General features: G+C 50.4%; 15 protein-coding genes and 1 tRNA gene. 7 read left to right on the top strand and 9 right to left on the bottom strand.

Features of this window, described 5'->3' with window-relative positions:
* Nucleotide 1: 1 nt before the first annotated feature.
* A complete protein-coding gene (locus PsAD37_RS05555) occupies nucleotides 2-964 on the bottom strand; it encodes a nucleoside hydrolase (RefSeq protein WP_063295301.1) in 963 nt (320 codons plus the stop codon).
* Nucleotides 965-1189: 225 nt separating this feature from the next.
* Here PsAD37_RS05555 and PsAD37_RS05550 point away from each other — a divergent pair, with 225 nt between their 5' ends.
* Together PsAD37_RS05550 and PsAD37_RS05545 are read left to right on the top strand one after the other, a co-directional pair.
* Nucleotides 1190-1468 (top strand): metal-sensing transcriptional repressor, encoded by a 279-nt coding sequence (locus PsAD37_RS05550; protein WP_063286897.1) that lies wholly within the window; start codon nucleotides 1190-1192, stop codon nucleotides 1466-1468.
* Between the two features lie 47 nt (nucleotides 1469-1515).
* Nucleotides 1516-2835 (top strand): MFS transporter, encoded by a 1320-nt coding sequence (locus PsAD37_RS05545; RefSeq protein WP_063295300.1) that lies wholly within the window; start codon nucleotides 1516-1518, stop codon nucleotides 2833-2835.
* 12 nt (nucleotides 2836-2847) lie between these two features.
* Here the strand turns inward: PsAD37_RS05545 and PsAD37_RS05540 are convergent, their stop codons facing one another.
* Both PsAD37_RS05540 and PsAD37_RS05535 read right to left on the bottom strand, forming a co-directional pair.
* On the bottom strand, nucleotides 2848-3606 hold the full coding sequence (locus PsAD37_RS05540) for a class I SAM-dependent methyltransferase (RefSeq protein WP_063295299.1): 759 nt from the start codon (nucleotides 3604-3606) through the stop codon (nucleotides 2848-2850).
* 91 nt (nucleotides 3607-3697) lie between these two features.
* Nucleotides 3698-4360: an OmpA family protein gene (locus PsAD37_RS05535; protein WP_063295298.1), complete on the bottom strand. Its 663-nt coding sequence runs from the start codon at nucleotides 4358-4360 to the stop codon at nucleotides 3698-3700.
* Nucleotides 4361-4699: 339 nt separating this feature from the next.
* Here PsAD37_RS05535 and PsAD37_RS05530 point away from each other — a divergent pair, with 339 nt between their 5' ends.
* Nucleotides 4700-6520, top strand: a complete 1821-nt coding sequence (locus PsAD37_RS05530) for a carboxylesterase family protein (RefSeq protein WP_063295297.1) — start codon at nucleotides 4700-4702, stop codon at nucleotides 6518-6520.
* Nucleotides 6521-6602: 82 nt separating this feature from the next.
* On the opposite strand, the gene PsAD37_RS05525 is transcribed toward PsAD37_RS05530, so the two are convergent.
* The 3 genes from PsAD37_RS05525 to PsAD37_RS05515 form a co-directional block, all read right to left on the bottom strand.
* Nucleotides 6603-6679, bottom strand: a tRNA-His gene (locus tag PsAD37_RS05525).
* 231 nt (nucleotides 6680-6910) lie between these two features.
* Entirely contained in the window at nucleotides 6911-7414 is a 504-nt protein-coding gene (locus PsAD37_RS05520; protein WP_063295296.1) for a phasin, read from the bottom strand.
* A 311-nt stretch (nucleotides 7415-7725) separates the two neighbouring features.
* Nucleotides 7726-8103: a phasin family protein gene (locus tag PsAD37_RS05515; protein ID WP_063295295.1), complete on the bottom strand. Its 378-nt coding sequence runs from the start codon at nucleotides 8101-8103 to the stop codon at nucleotides 7726-7728.
* Nucleotides 8104-8667: 564 nt separating this feature from the next.
* Between PsAD37_RS05515 and PsAD37_RS05510 the strand changes: the two genes are divergently transcribed.
* The 4 genes from PsAD37_RS05510 (at nucleotide 8668) to PsAD37_RS05495 (ending at nucleotide 16037) form a co-directional block, all read left to right on the top strand.
* Nucleotides 8668-11910 carry a PAS domain-containing sensor histidine kinase gene (locus tag PsAD37_RS05510; protein WP_063295294.1) on the top strand — a complete coding sequence of 1081 codons (3243 nt, stop codon included), beginning with the start codon at nucleotides 8668-8670 and terminating at the stop codon, nucleotides 11908-11910.
* A 39-nt stretch (nucleotides 11911-11949) separates the two neighbouring features.
* Complete coding sequence (locus PsAD37_RS05505; RefSeq protein ID WP_063295293.1) at nucleotides 11950-12918, top strand: threonine dehydratase; 969 nt, start codon at nucleotides 11950-11952, stop codon at nucleotides 12916-12918.
* Nucleotides 12919-13214: 296 nt separating this feature from the next.
* A complete protein-coding gene (locus PsAD37_RS05500) occupies nucleotides 13215-14264 on the top strand; it encodes a Fe(3+) ABC transporter substrate-binding protein (protein ID WP_063295292.1) in 1050 nt (349 codons plus the stop codon).
* Nucleotides 14265-14411: 147 nt separating this feature from the next.
* On the top strand, nucleotides 14412-16037 hold the full coding sequence (locus PsAD37_RS05495) for an iron ABC transporter permease (protein ID WP_063295291.1): 1626 nt from the start codon (nucleotides 14412-14414) through the stop codon (nucleotides 16035-16037).
* 80 nt (nucleotides 16038-16117) lie between these two features.
* Here the strand turns inward: PsAD37_RS05495 and PsAD37_RS05490 are convergent, their stop codons facing one another.
* The 3 genes from PsAD37_RS05490 to PsAD37_RS05480 form a co-directional block, all read right to left on the bottom strand.
* Nucleotides 16118-16744, bottom strand: a complete 627-nt coding sequence (locus PsAD37_RS05490) for a LysE family translocator (RefSeq protein WP_063295348.1) — start codon at nucleotides 16742-16744, stop codon at nucleotides 16118-16120.
* A gap of 73 nt (nucleotides 16745-16817) precedes the next feature.
* The gene (locus PsAD37_RS05485) at nucleotides 16818-17195 is read right to left on the bottom strand and encodes a RidA family protein (protein ID WP_063295290.1); all 378 of its coding nucleotides are present in this window, start codon (nucleotides 17193-17195) and stop codon (nucleotides 16818-16820) included.
* A gap of 17 nt (nucleotides 17196-17212) precedes the next feature.
* A complete protein-coding gene (locus tag PsAD37_RS05480; RefSeq protein ID WP_275078307.1) occupies nucleotides 17213-17632 on the bottom strand; it encodes a YrbL family protein in 420 nt (139 codons plus the stop codon).
* Nucleotides 17633-17771: the final 139 nt, after the last annotated feature.

Genomic DNA, 17771 nt, shown 5'->3' with positions numbered 1-17771 from the left:
TTCACTGGTGGCGCGAGGCAAGCGCTGCCAGTGTTCCTTCCAATATACGTTCCACTTTAGGGCGGTCTGCCCGCTCCATGATGCCGATAATAGGTGCCTGCGTTTTACCCTCGTGATCCAGAATAGTCGCACCGCGGGCAAACTCTCCACCTGTTTCAACGAGTACGCCGCAAACAATGGTTCGGGCTATGACCTCAGAGTCCAACAGGGCAGCAGCGGCCAATGGATCAGGCAGGATGAGAAGGTCTTCGTGGTACCACGTCTTGCCACGCTCTCGCATGAACGTACACATATGCTCTGCAAACTTGGCTGGGATCGTATCTCCCAAACGCTCAAATATACCATCGACCACATCCCCCGGGAGGGCATCATGGAGGCTTGGTTCCCATGGAATGAGCGTTGTGTTGATCGCCTGCGAAAACACTGCTTTTGCCGCTTCCGGGTCGCAGAGGATGTTGAACTCAGCGGCAGGCGTAACGTTGCCGCGTCCATGGCAGGTTCCACCCATAGACCAGATGCGATCAACTCCTTCGACCAGATCCGGCTCCTCGCGCAAAACTTCTGCCAGATTTGTGAGTGGTCCAATGGTCAAGATCTGAAGTTTTGGCCCACCGAGTGCAGCTTTGCGCAGAACATCCCGGAGAGCATTGTGTGCTGTCTCACCTGAATGCCTCAGGAGGTGCTGGGGGCGTTCCACTCCGCCTAATCCGTCTGGTCCATGAACATAAACCGCATCGATACGCTCACCAGAAATTGGATCAGATGCACCTTTATGGACCGGAATATCTGCATTGCAGATGGCGAGCGTGTCCAGAATATTCTTTGTTGCCTGCTCCAGATCGACATTGCCAAATGTGGTCGTGATGAAATCTATCTTCTTGCCTGAGCCAATGAGCATCATGACCGCGATGGCGTCGTCAACACCGCCATCCGTGTCCACTGCAAAAACAAAATTATCCGGCACGTCATTCTCCTGGCACGCCTTTTTGGCAGTGCGTATCCGTCAATCAAAGCCAGTTTCAGCATTTTGCGTTGGTGAGCAAGCCCTCGTTTCCTCAGGTCTTCAGGCCACCTTGCCGTTATCCATATAGGGCGGAAGATACCACGAAGGGTTATTCAAATGATTTAACTGCACATTTGCCAAATTCAGCCGTCTTGCAACATCCCCCTAGGGGGATAAAAGCGAGATATGACTGAAAAGCACACACACCAGTCCCATCCGGGAATTGTTAATCGCCTTAAACGCGCTGATGGGCACCTCAAATCCATTATTGGTATGATTGAAGATGGTCGCCCGTGCGTGGAAATAGCCCAGCAACTTCATGCGGTTGAGAAGGCTGTCATGCAGGCAAAGAAGACCCTGATCTACGATCATCTGGACCACTGCCTTGATGACACGGTCAACAATCCGGATGCAAATTCCGAACAGACGATTGAAGAGTTCAAAGCAATCTCCCGTTACCTCTAGGGGGATATAGTCAACTCAAGAAAACAAGAAGCCAAAGGAGTTTCCGCGTGCTGTCCGTACTCGCGAACCGAACCTATCGCCACCTGTTTCTTGCTCAAGTCATTGCCTTGTTTGGTACTGGCCTTGCCACTGTCGCCCTAAGTCTTCTGGCATTTAACATCGCCGGAGAAGACGCCGGTTCAGTGCTTGGAACTGCCTTTGCGATCAAGATGATTGCCTATGTTGGGCTGGCCCCGATTGCAGCTGCGTTTGTTGAACGGTTGCCGCGACGTGCTGTGCTGGTGGGGCTGGATCTCATCCGTGCAGTCGTTGCTCTTGCCCTGCCGTTTGTAACTGAGATCTGGCAGATCTATCTGCTTATCTTTGTGCTGCAGTCCGCTTCCGCTGCCTTCACGCCCGCATTTCAAGCCGTCATTCCTGATGTGCTGCCGGAGGAGAAAGACTACACCAACGCTCTATCCTTGAGCCGCCTTGCTTATGATCTAGAAAATCTGCTCAGCCCGACGATTGCGGCTGGCTTGCTGTTGGTGATCAATTTTCATGGTCTGTTTAGTGGCACGGTGATCGGTTTCCTTGCTTCTGCAGCTCTCGTTGTTTCGGTGACTTTGCCAAAGCTCAAACCGGCCAAAAACCAGCGCACCATCAAGCGCATGACGCAAGGCACCCGCATTTACCTCAGCACCCCTCGCTTGCGCGGAATGTTGGCTGTTTATCTGGCTGTTGCGGCAGGTGGATCTATGGTGATTGTGAACACCGTGGTGATTGTACAAGGCACGTTTGGCCTGCAAGCTGATGACGTTGCCATTGCTCTAGCCTGTTTTGGTGCTGGCTCCATGATTACAGCGCTCAGCCTTCCTAAAGTTCTGGAGCGTTTTAAAGACAGAAGCGTCATGATCTTGGGCGCCAGTGTCATGGCCGTTTGCCTCAGCTTCGGATTTATGTTGAGCAGCTTTACGCAGTTGCTTCCGCTCTGGTTCCTGATGGGCCTTGGCTATTCTGCAGCACAAACACCCTCTGGCCGGGTTTTACGACGCTCTGCGAGAGGTGGAGATCTTCCGTCAGTGTTTGCAAGCCAGTTTGCGCTCAGCCATATATGCTGGCTGATTGGTTATCCAATGGCTGGCTGGGTTGGCGCTCGTCTGGGCATTCCGGTCAGCTTTCTCTTCATGGCGGTATTGGCGTGGATCAGTGTTTTCGCAGCAATGCTGCTGTGGCCGAGCAAGGATGCAAAGAAGTTGCGGCATTCCCACGAGGACCTGCCAGACAATGATCCACATTGGTCAAAGGGCGTCGACAAAGTAGGCAAGAGCCACGTGCATGAGTTCAAGATTGACGACCTACACACACGATGGCCTAGCAGCCTATAAAGCAGCTGTTGCTCAGAGACGGCCCAGCCGCATTGCGATGGGCCAACTGATCTTGCGGGGTTGCTGTAGATCTCCCCAAAGGCTGGTCAGCTCTTTTGCAAAGCTTTCCATCAGGCTTTGCTTGCCAGCCTTTGCTGCTACTTTGACAGAGGACCAAGTGCGCACGTAACCGAGGAAGTGCTCCAGCGTCCAATCCCGCTCAATAGACATCTCCGGATACTCCAGCTCCTGAAAGGGGAAATCAAAACTGGCGTATCCGTTGTCAACGTGCTGGCGCTCTGGTGGCCAATAAGGACCAATTTCATCGTAATAGAACTGGTGAAAGCGGGCGTTGCATTCGGCATCATTGATGGAGAGAACACCATAGCTGACGAGTGCGAGCACACAATCTGTCGCAGCAATACGCCTGACTTCCTCATAAAAGCTGGCCAGGTCAAACCAATGTGCAGCCTGTGCAGCGACGATCAGATTGAGGCTCGTGTCTTCAGCTGAGCAGTGCTCTGCTGGTTCCACTGCAAAGCGAATGTTTGGAACAGGTGCTGCGTTTTCGATTTGAGAGGCACTGACATCTGTGGCAAGCACTTGCCTGAAGTGCTTGGCGATCATGCTACTGAACTGACCATTCCCGCAGCCAACATCCAAAGCCAGATTGTGCTGCTGGCATTGTGAGGCCAAAAACTCAACAAGCTCGTCAGGATAGGTTGGGCGATACTTTGCGTAACTCTCTCCAGCATTCTGGAAATGTGATGCAGCCAGATTGTCCTGAGTCATGTGCCAGCCTCCCCTATTTACGGCGGGAGACTAACAAAAAACGCGGCCCCAGCAAGGGACCGCGTTCTAAAACTTTTGCCTGTCTGAAAGATTAGTTCAGAGGAGACAGGACGATTTCTACGCGGCGGTTCTGCGCGCGGCCAGCTTCAGTTGCGTTGGACGCGATCGGGCTGGTCAGGCCGTAACCTGCTGCGGAGATGCGTGCACCGTTTACACCCTGATTATACAGGTAGTTGCTGACGGAGTCTGCACGGCGCTGAGAGAGCTGCAGGTTGAACTGAGCGGAACCGGTGCTGTCGGTGTGGCCGTAAACGTTCAGTCGAGTCTGCTGGAACTCTTTCGCCACCAGAGCAACACTGTTGAGGACCTGCATTGCGCGGGAAGACAGAGATGCCTGACCAACAGCAAAAGTCACATCGTTTGGCATGTTCAGCACGATCTGGTTGCCGTTACGGGTTACGGAAACACCAGAGGACTGAAGCTGCTGACGAAGCTGAGCTTCCTGACGGTCCATATAGTTACCGATACCGCCGCCGATCAGACCACCTGCAGCTGCACCAACGAGTGCACCTTCAACACGAGCACTTTTACCGCCAGCGATTGCGCCGATGATTGCGCCAGTGGCTGCACCAAGGCCTGCACCGCCTGCAGTTTTGGAAACGCGGGACTCACCCGTGTATGGATTGGTTGTCGTACATGCTGCAACGGAAAGGCCGAGAACAATAGCAAACGCGGCGTGCATCAGTTTTTTCATTTAAAATTCTCACATCGTAATTTTTGGGGGACAGATGAATCACAATGAATCTGTCTCCCTATCGAACATTAACCCTATCAAAAGCCACTGAGCGCCTAATACAAGTGCCCAATAGGAGTGTGTCCTTGAATTCCACCGGATTTGTCGCTGAAAACAGCCATTTTCTTTGGTTTGTGATGGCAGTCACACAAATCATCACTGAATTAAACAAAGCCTTTTGACACTCTAAAATTTGCCACAATTTCCGCAAGGCAATTTAAAGCATGCTGTTTAACGCCGTTTTTTCCTAAAAGATGAACACTGAAGGAAGCCCAAAAACAAATAAGAAGGTGGGGTTCCATGAAAACGGTGCTTGTCCTTGCATTCAGCATTCTCAGCATGACGTGGTCATTTGCTCAAAGCCCAAATGCAGATGACCAACTGCTTTTTGCCCCTGACCAACCAGCACCGCCTGAGCAGCCCTGCATCACTCTCAGTAATAAGAAGATCCTTTGCGGAAAAGCTGATGATGCCGGAAGCCAGCTTCTTAGCGTGTTCAAGGGCGTGCAGTATGGGCAAGCGACCCGATGGCAGCCTTCCAGTGTGTTTGATGAGTATGAGCCCAACGGCTACGAGGCATTGCAGTACGGCGCTCGTTGCCCGCAACCGATTTGGAATCCCAAAGATCAGCTGCGTGGTGAAGAAGACTGCCTCTATATGAATATCTGGGCACCGGCTGACGCTATCAAGAACCTCAGCAAACTGCCTGTCATGGTGTTTTTCCATGGTGGTGGTTTTATGGCTGGAGGAGCAGACAAGGCCTATCACGCTGCTAATAAAGAGATCATTGAGCTTTATTCCGGCAAGTCTTTTGCTGCTGATCAGAACATTGTGCTCGTAACCGTCAACTTCCGCCTTGGCATTCTCGGCACTCTTGCGACTGACGGGATCACCGGACAAGAGCCTTCCAACGGTGGCAATTACGGCTTGCAGGATCAGCAGACTGCACTGAAGTGGGTGCAGAAGCATATTTCATCATTTGGCGGAGATCCTGAGCAGGTCACGATCTATGGTGTGAGTTCCGGCGCGATGGCTGTTGGCCTGCATATGTTCAGCGCTGATAGCTCTCAGGATCTGTTCCGCGCAGGCATCATGCAAAGCAGCGCATCTGCCTATAAGTATCGCAACAAAGAGGGAGGGCGTGACCTCTTCTACTTCTATCTAAAATGCCTGAGAGCTGTCATTCGCAATCCAGACTCGGATGAATGTGCATTAACAGCACAGCTTGATGATCTTGAGAAAGCGAATACGCGACAAATTCTTCTGGCTCAGGCTTTGCTTCAGGATACGCTCTTCAAAAAAGGAGTGTTCCTGAGCGCCCTGCCTGGCAGCATAGCCTTTTCCCCCATCATCGATGGCAGTTTCCTAAAAGAGCAGCCCAATGTGCAGATGGAAAAGGGTAATGAAAAGCCCTTGATGTTGGGCTTTAACAAGAACGAAGGCGTTCTGTTCGCGAACACCATTGACGCGACCGGGAAGCTAAACGCTGTAACTTTCAATGGGATATTGGGTCGGGATTACGAAAACCCAATGTTGATTGTAGGCCGTACTGGATATGGTGCACAAACTCCTGCTGCATATGGCTTGCGCCCAAAGACACCGGCCACGGCTCTTTCCAACCTGATTGGGAACTCAGTGCTCACCTGCCCTACTATGTCCGCCAACAGCGAGCGGGAAAAGCCGAGCGATAACACGTGGCTCTATTTCTTTGCGCAGACATCTGTCGAGAATATGGAAAAACCGCCTACAAACCCGAAGGTGAATAATGTTTGCGGCCCACACAACCAGTGGGACAACGCCTGCCATGCTTCGGAATTGCCGTTCGTGTTCAACACTATGCCACCGGACGCGACACAAGAAGACAAAGACCTTGCTGTGAAGATGAACGCGCTTTGGGCGCAATTTGCAAAGACACCCACAGAGGGACCATCCAAAGACTGGAAATTGTGGAGCTGGCCGAAAATCGGCAACCCATCAAACTTCAATGTCCTGCAGGGTGCGAACATCGAAACAACCTATGAGGATCTCTTTGAGCAATCCGATTGCGCGTTCTGGCTTGGGGAAGTTATTGAAAGGAATGCAAATACCATTCTTATTCCCAAGCAGATACCTGAGGAATGATCCAGTCTTTTCAAGGAACTAGGGAAAAGAACTGGCGAAGCAGATGATCTCAACTATCTCACTAAGGAGCCTTAAGAAGAGATGGTACAGACGAGTGGATTTGAACCACCGACCTTCGGAGCCACAATCCGACGCTCTAACCAACTGAGCTACGTCTGCTTGCCAGTGGCGCGGAACATAGGTACAATTTTTGAGGTTGGCAAGTCCCTTGGAACATCAAAATGAAAAAAGTCCACAACACTGATAAAAAACCGCTCGTTACACACTCTAACTAGGTGGTTTCACTCTGTTTTTCAGAGGCTTAAACGCAAAATCCTCCCGTATGAGTTGCAAATTGCTGTGCAATCCAATCGGGAGGATATGTACGTTCTTGAAAAAATTTAGCCGGAATTATGCCAGCTTCATATCTTTCATAGATTTGTCGAAAGCTTCTTTTGCAGGCTGAGACATCGTGGTTGCAAGTTTCGTTGCAGTTTCCTGCATCTCTCTCACCTGTTGGCTCATCGCATCATACTGTTTGCGGCTGTAAGAAGACTGAAGCTCGATTGCTTCAGACAAGCTCTTCACACCGAACATGTCGCGAATATGAGAGAATGCAGCTTCGGAATTGTCTTTCGCTGCATCGACAGCTTTCAGATTGATTTCCATGAAGCTGTCACGTGTCACTTCCATGCTCTCTTCAAGCATTGCAGATGCTTCTTCAGAAGCAGACTTCACTTTGGCATAACCTTCACGCGCCTGATCAACGCTCTTTTCGGTCATTTCCTGAATAAATGCAGGCACTTCCATCTTGTTCATTGCAAACACCTCATTCTCTATAGACTTGGCGGCTTTTGGAGCAGCCTGTTCAGTTTTCTTCTCGGATTTAGCAGTATCAATTTTCGCAGTAGTCATTTGGATTGCTCCTTATCGTCTTGGGAGAAACATAAAGGATCAAGAGGGAGAGAACTGTCTCCCCTTAGGTCAACTTGAGATTAATATAGGAGCTATTTTGTGCATTGCAACATTATTTTGCGGCGCAACAATATCGATCGTGCTTAAGCTGCTGAAACGAAGAAGAAAACTTTTTTATTCTGGTGGTGCAAATCGTGAATTTGCAGCGGTGGGTTTCAATGGCACCTCTCGAACGAGGCGCCAATACGCTTCATTCCACTGTTAAGTGGGGCAGGACTCAGCCCCCTTAAAACCAGGGTTCCTCAAAAGTCTCATGCTTTCTTTGCTGCGTCTTTTACAGCGCGGGAGGCCTTTTCACCCATCTCACGCATTTGTGCTCCACTTTGCTCCATCTGCTTGTGCAAGTACTCTTGCTGCAAGCCTACGAGCTCTTCCATATCGCGCGCCTGAAACATGCGCTGCGCTAATTCAAAAGCGGAATTCACATTTTGCTCAGCAAATGAAAGGGCCTGACGATGCATGTCTGAGGAATCCACATGCATTGTGCTTGATGCATCTTCCATGCTGCTCACCGCATTTTCGGTTGCATCCATGAAATTATCAAAAGCCTTGCGTGCCTGATCAATGCTTCGATCAGCAAATTCACGCATTTGATCCGAAACTTCAAAAGGAACTTTTGTATCTGCCATGCTCAAGCCTCCACCATTGTTGATTAAGGTTTCATTCGCACTGTGGAAAGGGCCTATTCCCTCCCCTATTTGCAACTCGTTTACTCTGATGTGGCAATGCTATACTTAACCATAGGGAAAGAAAATAGGAGCTTAAACGAGCAGTGCAGTTTACGGTACTTTAAGTATACAGGAATTGTGGGGTGAATAATTGGGTGGCTTGTATCTATTGGAATTGACAGATGCGAAGTTCGGCGCTCATTTGTTAAACTCTAAGCCTTTATCAGGATTTAGCTTTTGAAAATGCCGGTGGGTGGGTTGCCATAAATGGCAGGCTCTGGTTTTTCAAAGCTTACAGATAAAGTAGAGTGGGGCTATAATTGGGAAAATACACCCCTGATAAATTGAGGCAGGTTTCTTTAGTAAGCTTACAGCAAAACTGCTGAAGTCGCTTACATGCCCGTTTCAAACCGGATATCATTTGATTGCACCGCCAATTTTGAGTCTTGGTGCCTGTGAAAGAGAGTAGATTGCGTTTCTCAACCAACCCCTTCTTGGGAAACCTTCAGAGTAGGGACCGAGCTCGTGGCTGACTTTGTCTTCAAACGCCGACAACGGCCGATCCGCTTCACTTGGGAGCTGGACCGAAACGGCTGTTTTCGTAGCTTCTCGAAGGAGTTCGCCGAGCTATTAGGCCCACAGGATGCCGCTCTGATCGGCCTCCCCTTCGATGCTGTCCGCAAAAAGATGAGGATTGGTAAGGTCCCGGCGATTTCGAAGGCGATTAAAAAACAACGTGCCGTCAGCGGTGCAACACTACTTTGGCCCGCCTGCAATTCCAATAAGGTTGTTCCTCTCGATTTATCTGCTCAGCCAGTAGAAACAAAATCAGGTGAGTATGATGGCTTGCGCGGATTTGGGGTTATCCGCAGCGTCGATGCAAAGAAATCTGATGAACCTGTTGATCCGCTTGCAGTCCTGATCAAATTACGTGCCTCTTTGAAAGAGGAAAGCGAAGGCGCTGAAGCTACCTCTGAATCGGCAAAGACAGAATCTCCGGTCAGTGAACCTGATGTAGGGCTGACGCTTGAGCACGATCAGCCTGAACGATTTGTGCAGGGAGACGCCGCACCAATCGAAGCACTTTCCGAGGCTGAGACACATCAGGTAACGGAAATTGTTGAGGCACCGCTGGTTGATGGCATTACAGCCCCAGGTTTCTTACAGAGTGAACCTGAGATTCCAGAGTTGATCGTTGATTTCAGGGAGGATGCAGAGGAAGAAGAGCAAGAAGTCGTTGAGAGTGCCGAACATCCTGAGCCGGAAACCTCTTCTGAGACTGCTCCGGTTGAAGAGGTGGTAGTCACGGCTACTCTTGAACCTGAAACAGACACTGGAGCTGATATCAACCTTCCTCCAGAACCGAATCTACCTGCATCAGACACGCAGTCAGGTGAAAATGGACTGCACTTTCTTCATGACGAAGAAGCAATTGCTATTGAGGAGAATGAGGGGTTCCTTCAGCTGACGGATGCTGATGTCCTTCGCGATCCGACAGACCCTCTTGAGATTGCCGCTCCCGTTGTGGTCGAAGCGCAGCCAGAGGATATTTCTGAGCCAGAAATAGTTGATCAGGCCGAGTCTGCTCCGGAAGCTGCTGAGCAAGTGCCTGCAGTTTCTGATCTACAGGCTTTTGAAGAGGATCTTACTGAGATTGAGGATGCCCCTCCAGAGGCAGCAGAACAGGTGAGCGCAGCTCCGCCAATTCCGGAGCCTACCAGTAAAGACGATTTTGAACGCGCCATAGCAAACTTGCCGGATGCGCCACAAAAGAAAGTCAGAACTGGTCCACGCAGCCTTGCGGAATTGACCAACAGCATTGTTCGGCTGGTAGATATGCATCCTGTTCCAAGAGAGAATGTTGGACTTTCCAAACCAGAGCGAGATGCCTTCGACAAGATTGCGCGGGCATTGGGTGCTGAGAAGAAAGATGAGCAAGCTGCTGTTCCGGCACAAGCTGAAACCGCAAAAATAGTTCCTGCTACACCCGAAGAGACAGCAGCTCTCGCGGTAGCTGAAACTGATGTTGTGGAGACGGAATTCCACGAGGAACCAAAGCCTGCGACTGCGGCTAAAACTGACAACATTATTCCGTTACCTGCAGAATCAGCGGCACGTGATGAAACCGTTGAGGTTGAAGCTGAGCCAAAGCAGGACAACGTAACCCATGTGGTTCTGCCACGCGTTCCACCAGATATTGAAGAAGCTGCTGAACGCGCTCGCGAAAAGACTGGACGTATTCCAGACAAACCGATTGTAGCGCCGATCGATCCGCGCCTTCTGGATCGACTTCCGATTGGGGTTGCCGTTGTTCGCGACCGCGATGTTGTTTATGCAAACGACACCCTGCTGGAGCTGCTTGGTTACGAGCGCTTTGAAGGATTGAATGAAGCAGGAGGCCTTGAGGCAATCTTTGCAGAACCGGAAGAGTGCCCTACTCCGAGCTCTCAAACTGTAGACCGTATAGTACACGTACGGCTCGCAGAAGGTGGTGTGCTTTCCGTTGATGCGCGTATGCATGCTGTGCCTTGGAATGGTGCGCAAGCGCTCATGATCTCTGTGGTGGAGAAGATGCAGGGTGAAGCAGATGCACCTGCAGCTTCGGCTCACGTTCAGGCTCCGACTGGCTCCGAAACTCTAGTCAAACATTTGCACACACGCATTGAAGAGCTGGAATCTGTTCTCGCAACTGCGACAGATGGCGTTCTTGTGATGGATCAGCGCGGTATCATCCGCAGTGCAAATCAATCGGCGGAAGCTTTGTTTAATGTCGGCGAAGATGATCTTTTGGGTGCTCCATTTACGACATTCCTTGCAGATGAGAGCCACATTGCAGCGCTGGATTATCTGGATGGATTGGTCGCCAATGGCGTTTCCAGTGTGCTCAATGACGGGCGTGAGGTCATTTGCCAAACACTGGACGGCGATATCTTCCCAACTTTCCTAAGCATGGGGCGTGTCAGCCACGCAAACGAGCAACTTTTCTGTGCTGTGTTGCGCGATATCACGCAGTTCAAGCGAGCTGAAGAAGAGTTGGTGAGTGCCCGGTACAAGGCGGAGAAAGCCAACACTCACAAGTCTGAGTATCTGACTAAAATCAGCCATGAAATCCGCACGCCGCTGAATGCGGTGATCGGGTTCTCAGAAGTGATGCAGGAAGAGCGTTTTGGTGAGCTTGGGAATGTGCGTTACAAAGAGTATGCCCGCGATATCCATCGCTCCTGCTCCCATATGCTGACACTGATCAACGACCTGCTTGATCTGGCCAGGATTGAAGCTGGCAAGATGGATCTGGCGTTTGAAGCTGTTTCTGCAGCCGACATCATCAATGAATGCGTGGCACTGCTGCAACCTCAGGCGAATGACCAGCGCGTAATTATTCGCGCCAGTACGCCTCTGTCTGTTCCAAAGATTGTGGCGGATCCGAAAACGCTGCGCCAGATCACGCTGAATCTGTTGTCCAATGCCATCAAGTTCAATCGGTCCGGCGGTCAGGTGATTATCTCGCTTGTGCTTGATCCGAATGGTGAAGTGCGCTTGCGCGTTCGGGATACTGGCCACGGTATGTCGAAGGCTGATCTTGAAGCTGCGCTTCAACCGTTCCGCCGCCTTAATGCCTCTTCTTCAACAGAAGGGTCTGGTCTTGGTCTTCCATTAACCAAAGCCCTCGTGGAAGCGAACCGTGCTTCGTTTTCAATAAATTCTGAAGAGGATGAGGGTACGCTGGCAGAAGTCACTTTCCCACCGCAGCGAGTTCTCGCCGAATAACGCGCTCCTGTGGTAGCCTGACCATCGCAGGAGATTTGCATGCTCACACTGGCTGCTTTGGAAGATGCATCGCAGGAACTGCGGCGCCGTATGGCGCCGACAGCGCTTTACAGCTGGCCCTTGCTAAATGACGCCTTGGACTGTGAGGTTTTCATCAAGCACGAGAACCATGCGCCTACCGGATCGTTCAAGGCCCGATGCGCCTTGCTTTATCTCCTACGCCAATCACAACGGCATGTCAGCTCCACGAGCTTTGTTGCAGCCACACGCGGTAACTTTGGGTTGGGTATGGCGTGGGCAGCAAAGATGTTGCACCAACGAGCAGCAATTGTTGTTCCTCAAGGCACTTCCAAAGAAACGACATCGGCCATCCAAAGCTACGGTGCATTTTTGATAGAGCACGGCAAAGACTTTGAAGAAGCCCATACGTTCGCCTGCCAGATGGCCGAGGATTCTAAGCAGGTGCTCTCCCCCGGTTTTGATTATGACCTTGTTCTTGGAGCCGCGACTTACGCGCTTGAAATCTTCCGTGCGATTAAGGATCTGGATGCCATCTATGTGCCTGTTGGTTTAGGCACTGGCATATGCGGACTAATTTCTGTGCGTGACCTCTTTGGCCTGAAGACGAAGATCATCGGCGTGGTCGCGGAAAAGGCGGACGGGTGCGCACGCTCTATTGAAGCTGGTGAATATACACTCACGTCGTCAGCCAATACCTTTGCTGAAGGGATTTGTGTGCGGGGGCCTGCCCGGGAAGCTTTTGCCTTAATCAGATCAGGCGCTGAGCGCATTATTCGTGTCAGCGAGGATGAGATTGCAGAAGCAATCCGCCTGCTCTATCGCACAACACACAATGCGTGCGAAGGTGCTGCAGCAGCTGGCCTGGCAGGTCTTTCAAAAGAACGTGCCAATCTGCAAGACAAAAAGGCTTCTTTCATCCTTTGCGGGCAAAACATGAACCGCATCTGGATGGCACGAGTGCTGCAAGGAGACACTCCAACTCCTTAAAATTGGAATCGTTTCTGCATATGAATGCAGGTACTGCACTCCCTCCAGACCCGTTTGTTTTCAACAACTCTGAGTTTTTCAGTAAACTTTCCCGTGAGGTTGACATAAGCCGCAATTGAAAATCATTCGCAATTGCAGATGGATAGCGCCTTAAAAGCTGAATTTTACAGTTTAGAATAGTTCTACCCCATTGTTTTCACGCAGTTTATTAGTTGACAGAGAAAGTCAAGTTTCCGATATAACGGCAAATGACAAGCGTTTGCAGACGCGTACAAGATCACTCAGGAGATGTTCCGATGAAGTCGTTGTTTAAGGGAATTGGGCTAACAGCAGCTGGTTTTGCACTTGGTACAACCGGTATGGTCGCATCAGCTCAGGCAGAAGGCGAAGTGAATATCTATTCTTACCGCCAGCCAGAATTGATCAAGCCACTTCTCGATGCATTCACTGCTGAGACCGGCGTCAAAGCAAACGTTGTTTTCGCTAAGAAAGGTCTTGGTGAGCGTATGAAGGCTGAGGGCAAGAACTCTCCAGCTGACGTTCTTCTTTCTGTAGACATTGGCCGTTTGCAGGGTGCTAAAGACCTCGGTGTAACCCAGCCAGTCGTTAGCGACGTCATCAATGGCAACATTCCAGCAAACTTGCGCGACTCTGAAGGCCACTGGTTCGGTCTGACAACTCGCGCCCGTGTCATCTATGCTTCCAAAGATCGTGTTGCTCAAGACAGCATCACCTATGAAGAGCTTGCTGATCCAAAATGGAAAGGCCGTCTCTGCACCCGCTCTGGTCAACACGTTTATTCCATCGGTCTGATCGCTTCCATGATTGCTCACAAGGGCGAAGCTGAGACACAGAAGTGGCTGGAAGCTGTTCGTGATAATCTCGCTCGTAAGCCAACCGGCAATGACCGCGCACAGGTTAAGTCCATCTTCGCTGGCGAATGCGACATCTCATTGGGCAACACCTATTACATGGGTAAAATGCAGACCAACGAGAAAGATCCTGAACAGAAGGATTGGGCAGCGTCAGTTCGCATTCTCTTCCCGAACACCGAAGGTCGTGGCACTCACGTGAACATCTCCGGCATGGTTCTGGCGAAGAATGCTCCGAATAAAGACAACGCTGTAAAGCTGATGGAATTCCTCGCTTCCGATGAAGCGCAGGCTATCTATGCCGCACAGAACTTCGAGTATCCAGTAGAGCCTGGCATCGCACCATCTGAACTGGTTGCGTCCTGGGGTTCCTTCAAAGCTGATGAAGTTCCTCTCAACGAGATTGCTGCTCAACGCGCAAAAGCTAGTGAGCTGGTTGATATCGTTGGCTTTGATAACGGTCCATCCAGCTAAGTTCCAACAGGTAAATTGAGTTGAAGCCATTCCATGACATCCAGACACGGACATAGTGGATCGCCACAATACAGAACCGCCGCCCCCTCTTCTCGAGGGGAGCGGCTTCTTGCGTTTGGGACCTACTTTCTGACCGGCCTCGTTGTGATGCCGGTTCTTGCAATTGTAATTATGGCTATGGGGTCTTCGGGCAACCTTTGGCCGCACCTTGTCTCAACAATTCTGCCGCGTTCAATTGCCACCACATTCCAGCTGATGGTCGGTGTTGGTGTAATCGTGTTTGTCGTCGGGGTCAGCACAGCATGGTTAGTTACCATGTGCCGTTTTCCCGGGCGGCGCTGGTTTGATCTAGCACTGCTGTTGCCGTTTGCAGTCCCGACCTACATTATCGCGTTTTCTTATGTCGAACTGCTGGACTACACCGGTCCGGTGCAAGGTCTGATACGCGATATCTTTGGTTTCAAGACCTCTCGTGACTACTGGTTCCCTGAGATCCGCTCTCTTGGTGGTGCCATGTTTGTTATGGGTTTTGTGCTCTACCCATATGTTTATCTGAGTGCGCGCGCCTCATTCCTTATTCAGTCAGCTTGCGCTCTGGATGTGTCCCGTACCCTCGGCGCCGGTCCATTTCGCTTGTTCTGGAAGGTTGCTTTACCGCTGGCTCGGCCTGCTATTGTGGTTGGTGTGACGCTTGCTCTGATGGAGTGCCTGAACGACATTGGAGCAGTATCCTTTTTCGGTGTGCAGACGCTCACCTTCTCTGTTTATGACACTTGGCTCAATCGTTCTAATCTGACGGGAGCAGCTCAGATCGCAACAATCATGCTGGTGTTTGTGCTGGCGTTGATGTTCATCGAGTATTATGGCCGTCGCAAGCAGCGCTTTCACCAGACAACGGGTACCTATCGCGCTTTGCCGAGCTACGAACTGAGAGGCTGGCGAGGCTGGGTTGCTGTGGCTGTCTGTGCGCTGCCTATCATTCTGGGCTTTGTCTTTCCGTCATTGTTGCTCCTGAGCCGTGCAAGCCGCCGTGTGGAAGATCTGTTTGAACCTGCCCTTTGGGCTGCTGCTGGCAACACTCTTTGGCTGGCTGCTGTGGCCGCTGCTGTTTCTATCGGCATCAGCCTGACCCTTGCCTATCGTCACCGCCTGTTCCCAAGCAGAGTAACCACGACACTGGGCCGGGTGGCCTCAATTGGCTACGCTGTTCCTGGCACCATTTTGGCCGTTGGTATTCTGTTCCCCGTCGCAGCATTGGACAACATGATCTCAGAGGGTTTTGAAGCCCTGTTTGGGTTTGGCACTGGGTTGCTTCTGATTGGATCAGGTACAGCGCTCATCTACGCTTATGTCGTCCGTTTTCTGGCTATGTCATACGGACAGATAGATGGCGGATTTGGCAAAATTACCCCGCACTATGATATGGCGTCTCGGAGCCTGGGACAGACCGCGTGGGGCACCCTTGGCCGCGTTCACATGCCGTTGATGAAGCCAGTCATTCTCTCCGCGACACTACTTTCCTTTGTGGAGTGCATGAAAGAGCTGCCTGCAACGCTGCTTCTGCGTCCGTTTAATTTCGAGACACTTGCAACAACGGTTTACAACGCAGCTTCTCGTGAAGCGTTTGAAGATGCTGCTCTGCCAGCCTTGTGTATCGTGTTGGTGGGCATCATTCCGGTGATTATGCTGGCAAAGACAAGTGCTGATACGTTCCGCGAAAAACGCGGCAACAAGCGCTTTTCCAAGGACACGTCAATGGTGCCTGCTGAGTAAGAACAGAAAGAATTTGCAATAAAAAAGCCGCTGAAAATGTTCAGCGGCTTTTTTGGTATCTGATGCATCTGTATCCGATGTTATCTGGTCGCAGCTGCCAATTTCAGCGCCATTCCGACAAAGACGACAGAGGCAATCCGGTTCATAATTTTCTGAGCAGTTACAGACTTGCTCAAACGATCGCCGATGGCACCTGCTGCGACGGCGACTGAACCAAAGACCAGAATTGCAGAGAGCATGAATACTGCCCCCAACTGTAAGAACTGCGGCATAACAGGACCATAAGCAGGATCAACAAATTGCGGAAAGAACGATAGGAAGAAGATCGCAACCTTTGGGTTGGTGATGTTCATGATCACACCGCGACGATACAAAGGGATCAAAGCAGAATGATCGACTTTATTCTGTTGCACCGGCTCAGGCTTCGCTCTGAAGGCTCCCCATGCAAGATAAAGCAAATATCCAACACCTAGCACCTTGACGAAAGTGAACGCTAACTCGGATGCCTGAAAAATCGCTGATACACCGAGCGCCACAGCCGTCGTGTGAATAATCAAGCCGGTGCAAAGACCAAGCGTCACCGCAATACCCGCAATACGACCACACACTGCAGACTGTGTCAGCACGAAAATATTATCAGGACCAGGTGCCAATGCCAGCAAAACAGTGACAGTGAAAAAACCAGCCAGTACGTCTATTGGGATCAAATAGTACTCCATCCGTTCAGAAAACTGAAGCGCACAATGCCTCAACTTACCAACCAGAGCAAGTTTCTTAGCTTTATGTGAGTGCTAATGTCGCCTCAATTTCAATCTTGAGATCAGGATGGAAGAGCTTTTGAACTTCTACGAGTGAACTCGCAGGACGGTGATCACCATAAGCATTAGCCAGAACTGAGCGCAGCTCTCCTAAAGCTGACAAATCAGTAACAAAGATTGTCACCTTAACAAGGTTCGCGAGGCTAACGCGTTGTTCTTCAGCAATTGCGGAAATTTGAGAGACAATCTCTCTCGCCTGTAGATCTGTTTCCTGCGCCTGAGCCTTGGTTGCAAAGGCAGTCAGGCCTGAGATATGCAATATCCCCTGATGGGCCACAGCATGTACATATGGACCAACTGCCTCAGGAATGCAGAGATAGTTTTTTCTTTGAAGTGGCATCTTGAGAGTTCCGAAATCTATGAACTTGGATCGGCTTCATCCTTGATATCTGTGTTCTTAGAGAACAAAGGGCCAGGCTTCCAAGAATAGTTCTTACGGCGATTATTGTAAAATTGCAGGAGTCGATTTTCCGGATAGATGTATTTGCTAAAGAAGTAATAAATCATCTTGAGCTGAATAAATGGCTTGATGCCGTCAAACCACTGCTTCTTATTATGTCCAACACCATCAATCAGAATGAGCTTGAGATCTCCGTTTGATCGTTTCTGAACACAAATATTCCATGGGCGAATATCCTGACATAATACAGCATCTCGCACCAAATCCCGTCGAAAGATTTTCAAAGCTTGTTTAAAGCGATCAGTTTGAATAAACGATTGATCTTCCTGTAGTATCTTCATCAAAATTTGAGAGGGATGCTCTGTATTTTCGTCAATAATCAGATCGTATTGAGCCTCCCCCTTTGAAGTGGTCCACGCCTATAGTTAGGAAACCGGAGGACCATAGATGGCTATCAAGCGCCCCAAACCTGAAGATATTGTTGTGAAGTTACGGCAGGTTGAAGTTCTGATGGGG

Source organism: Pseudovibrio sp. Ad37 (genome assembly GCF_001623075.1).
In the GTDB taxonomy this organism is placed as follows: Bacteria; Pseudomonadota; Alphaproteobacteria; order Rhizobiales; family Stappiaceae; genus Pseudovibrio.
The sequence above is the reverse complement of the archived record's forward strand: the minus strand, read 5'-3'. Positions and strand labels throughout refer to the sequence as shown.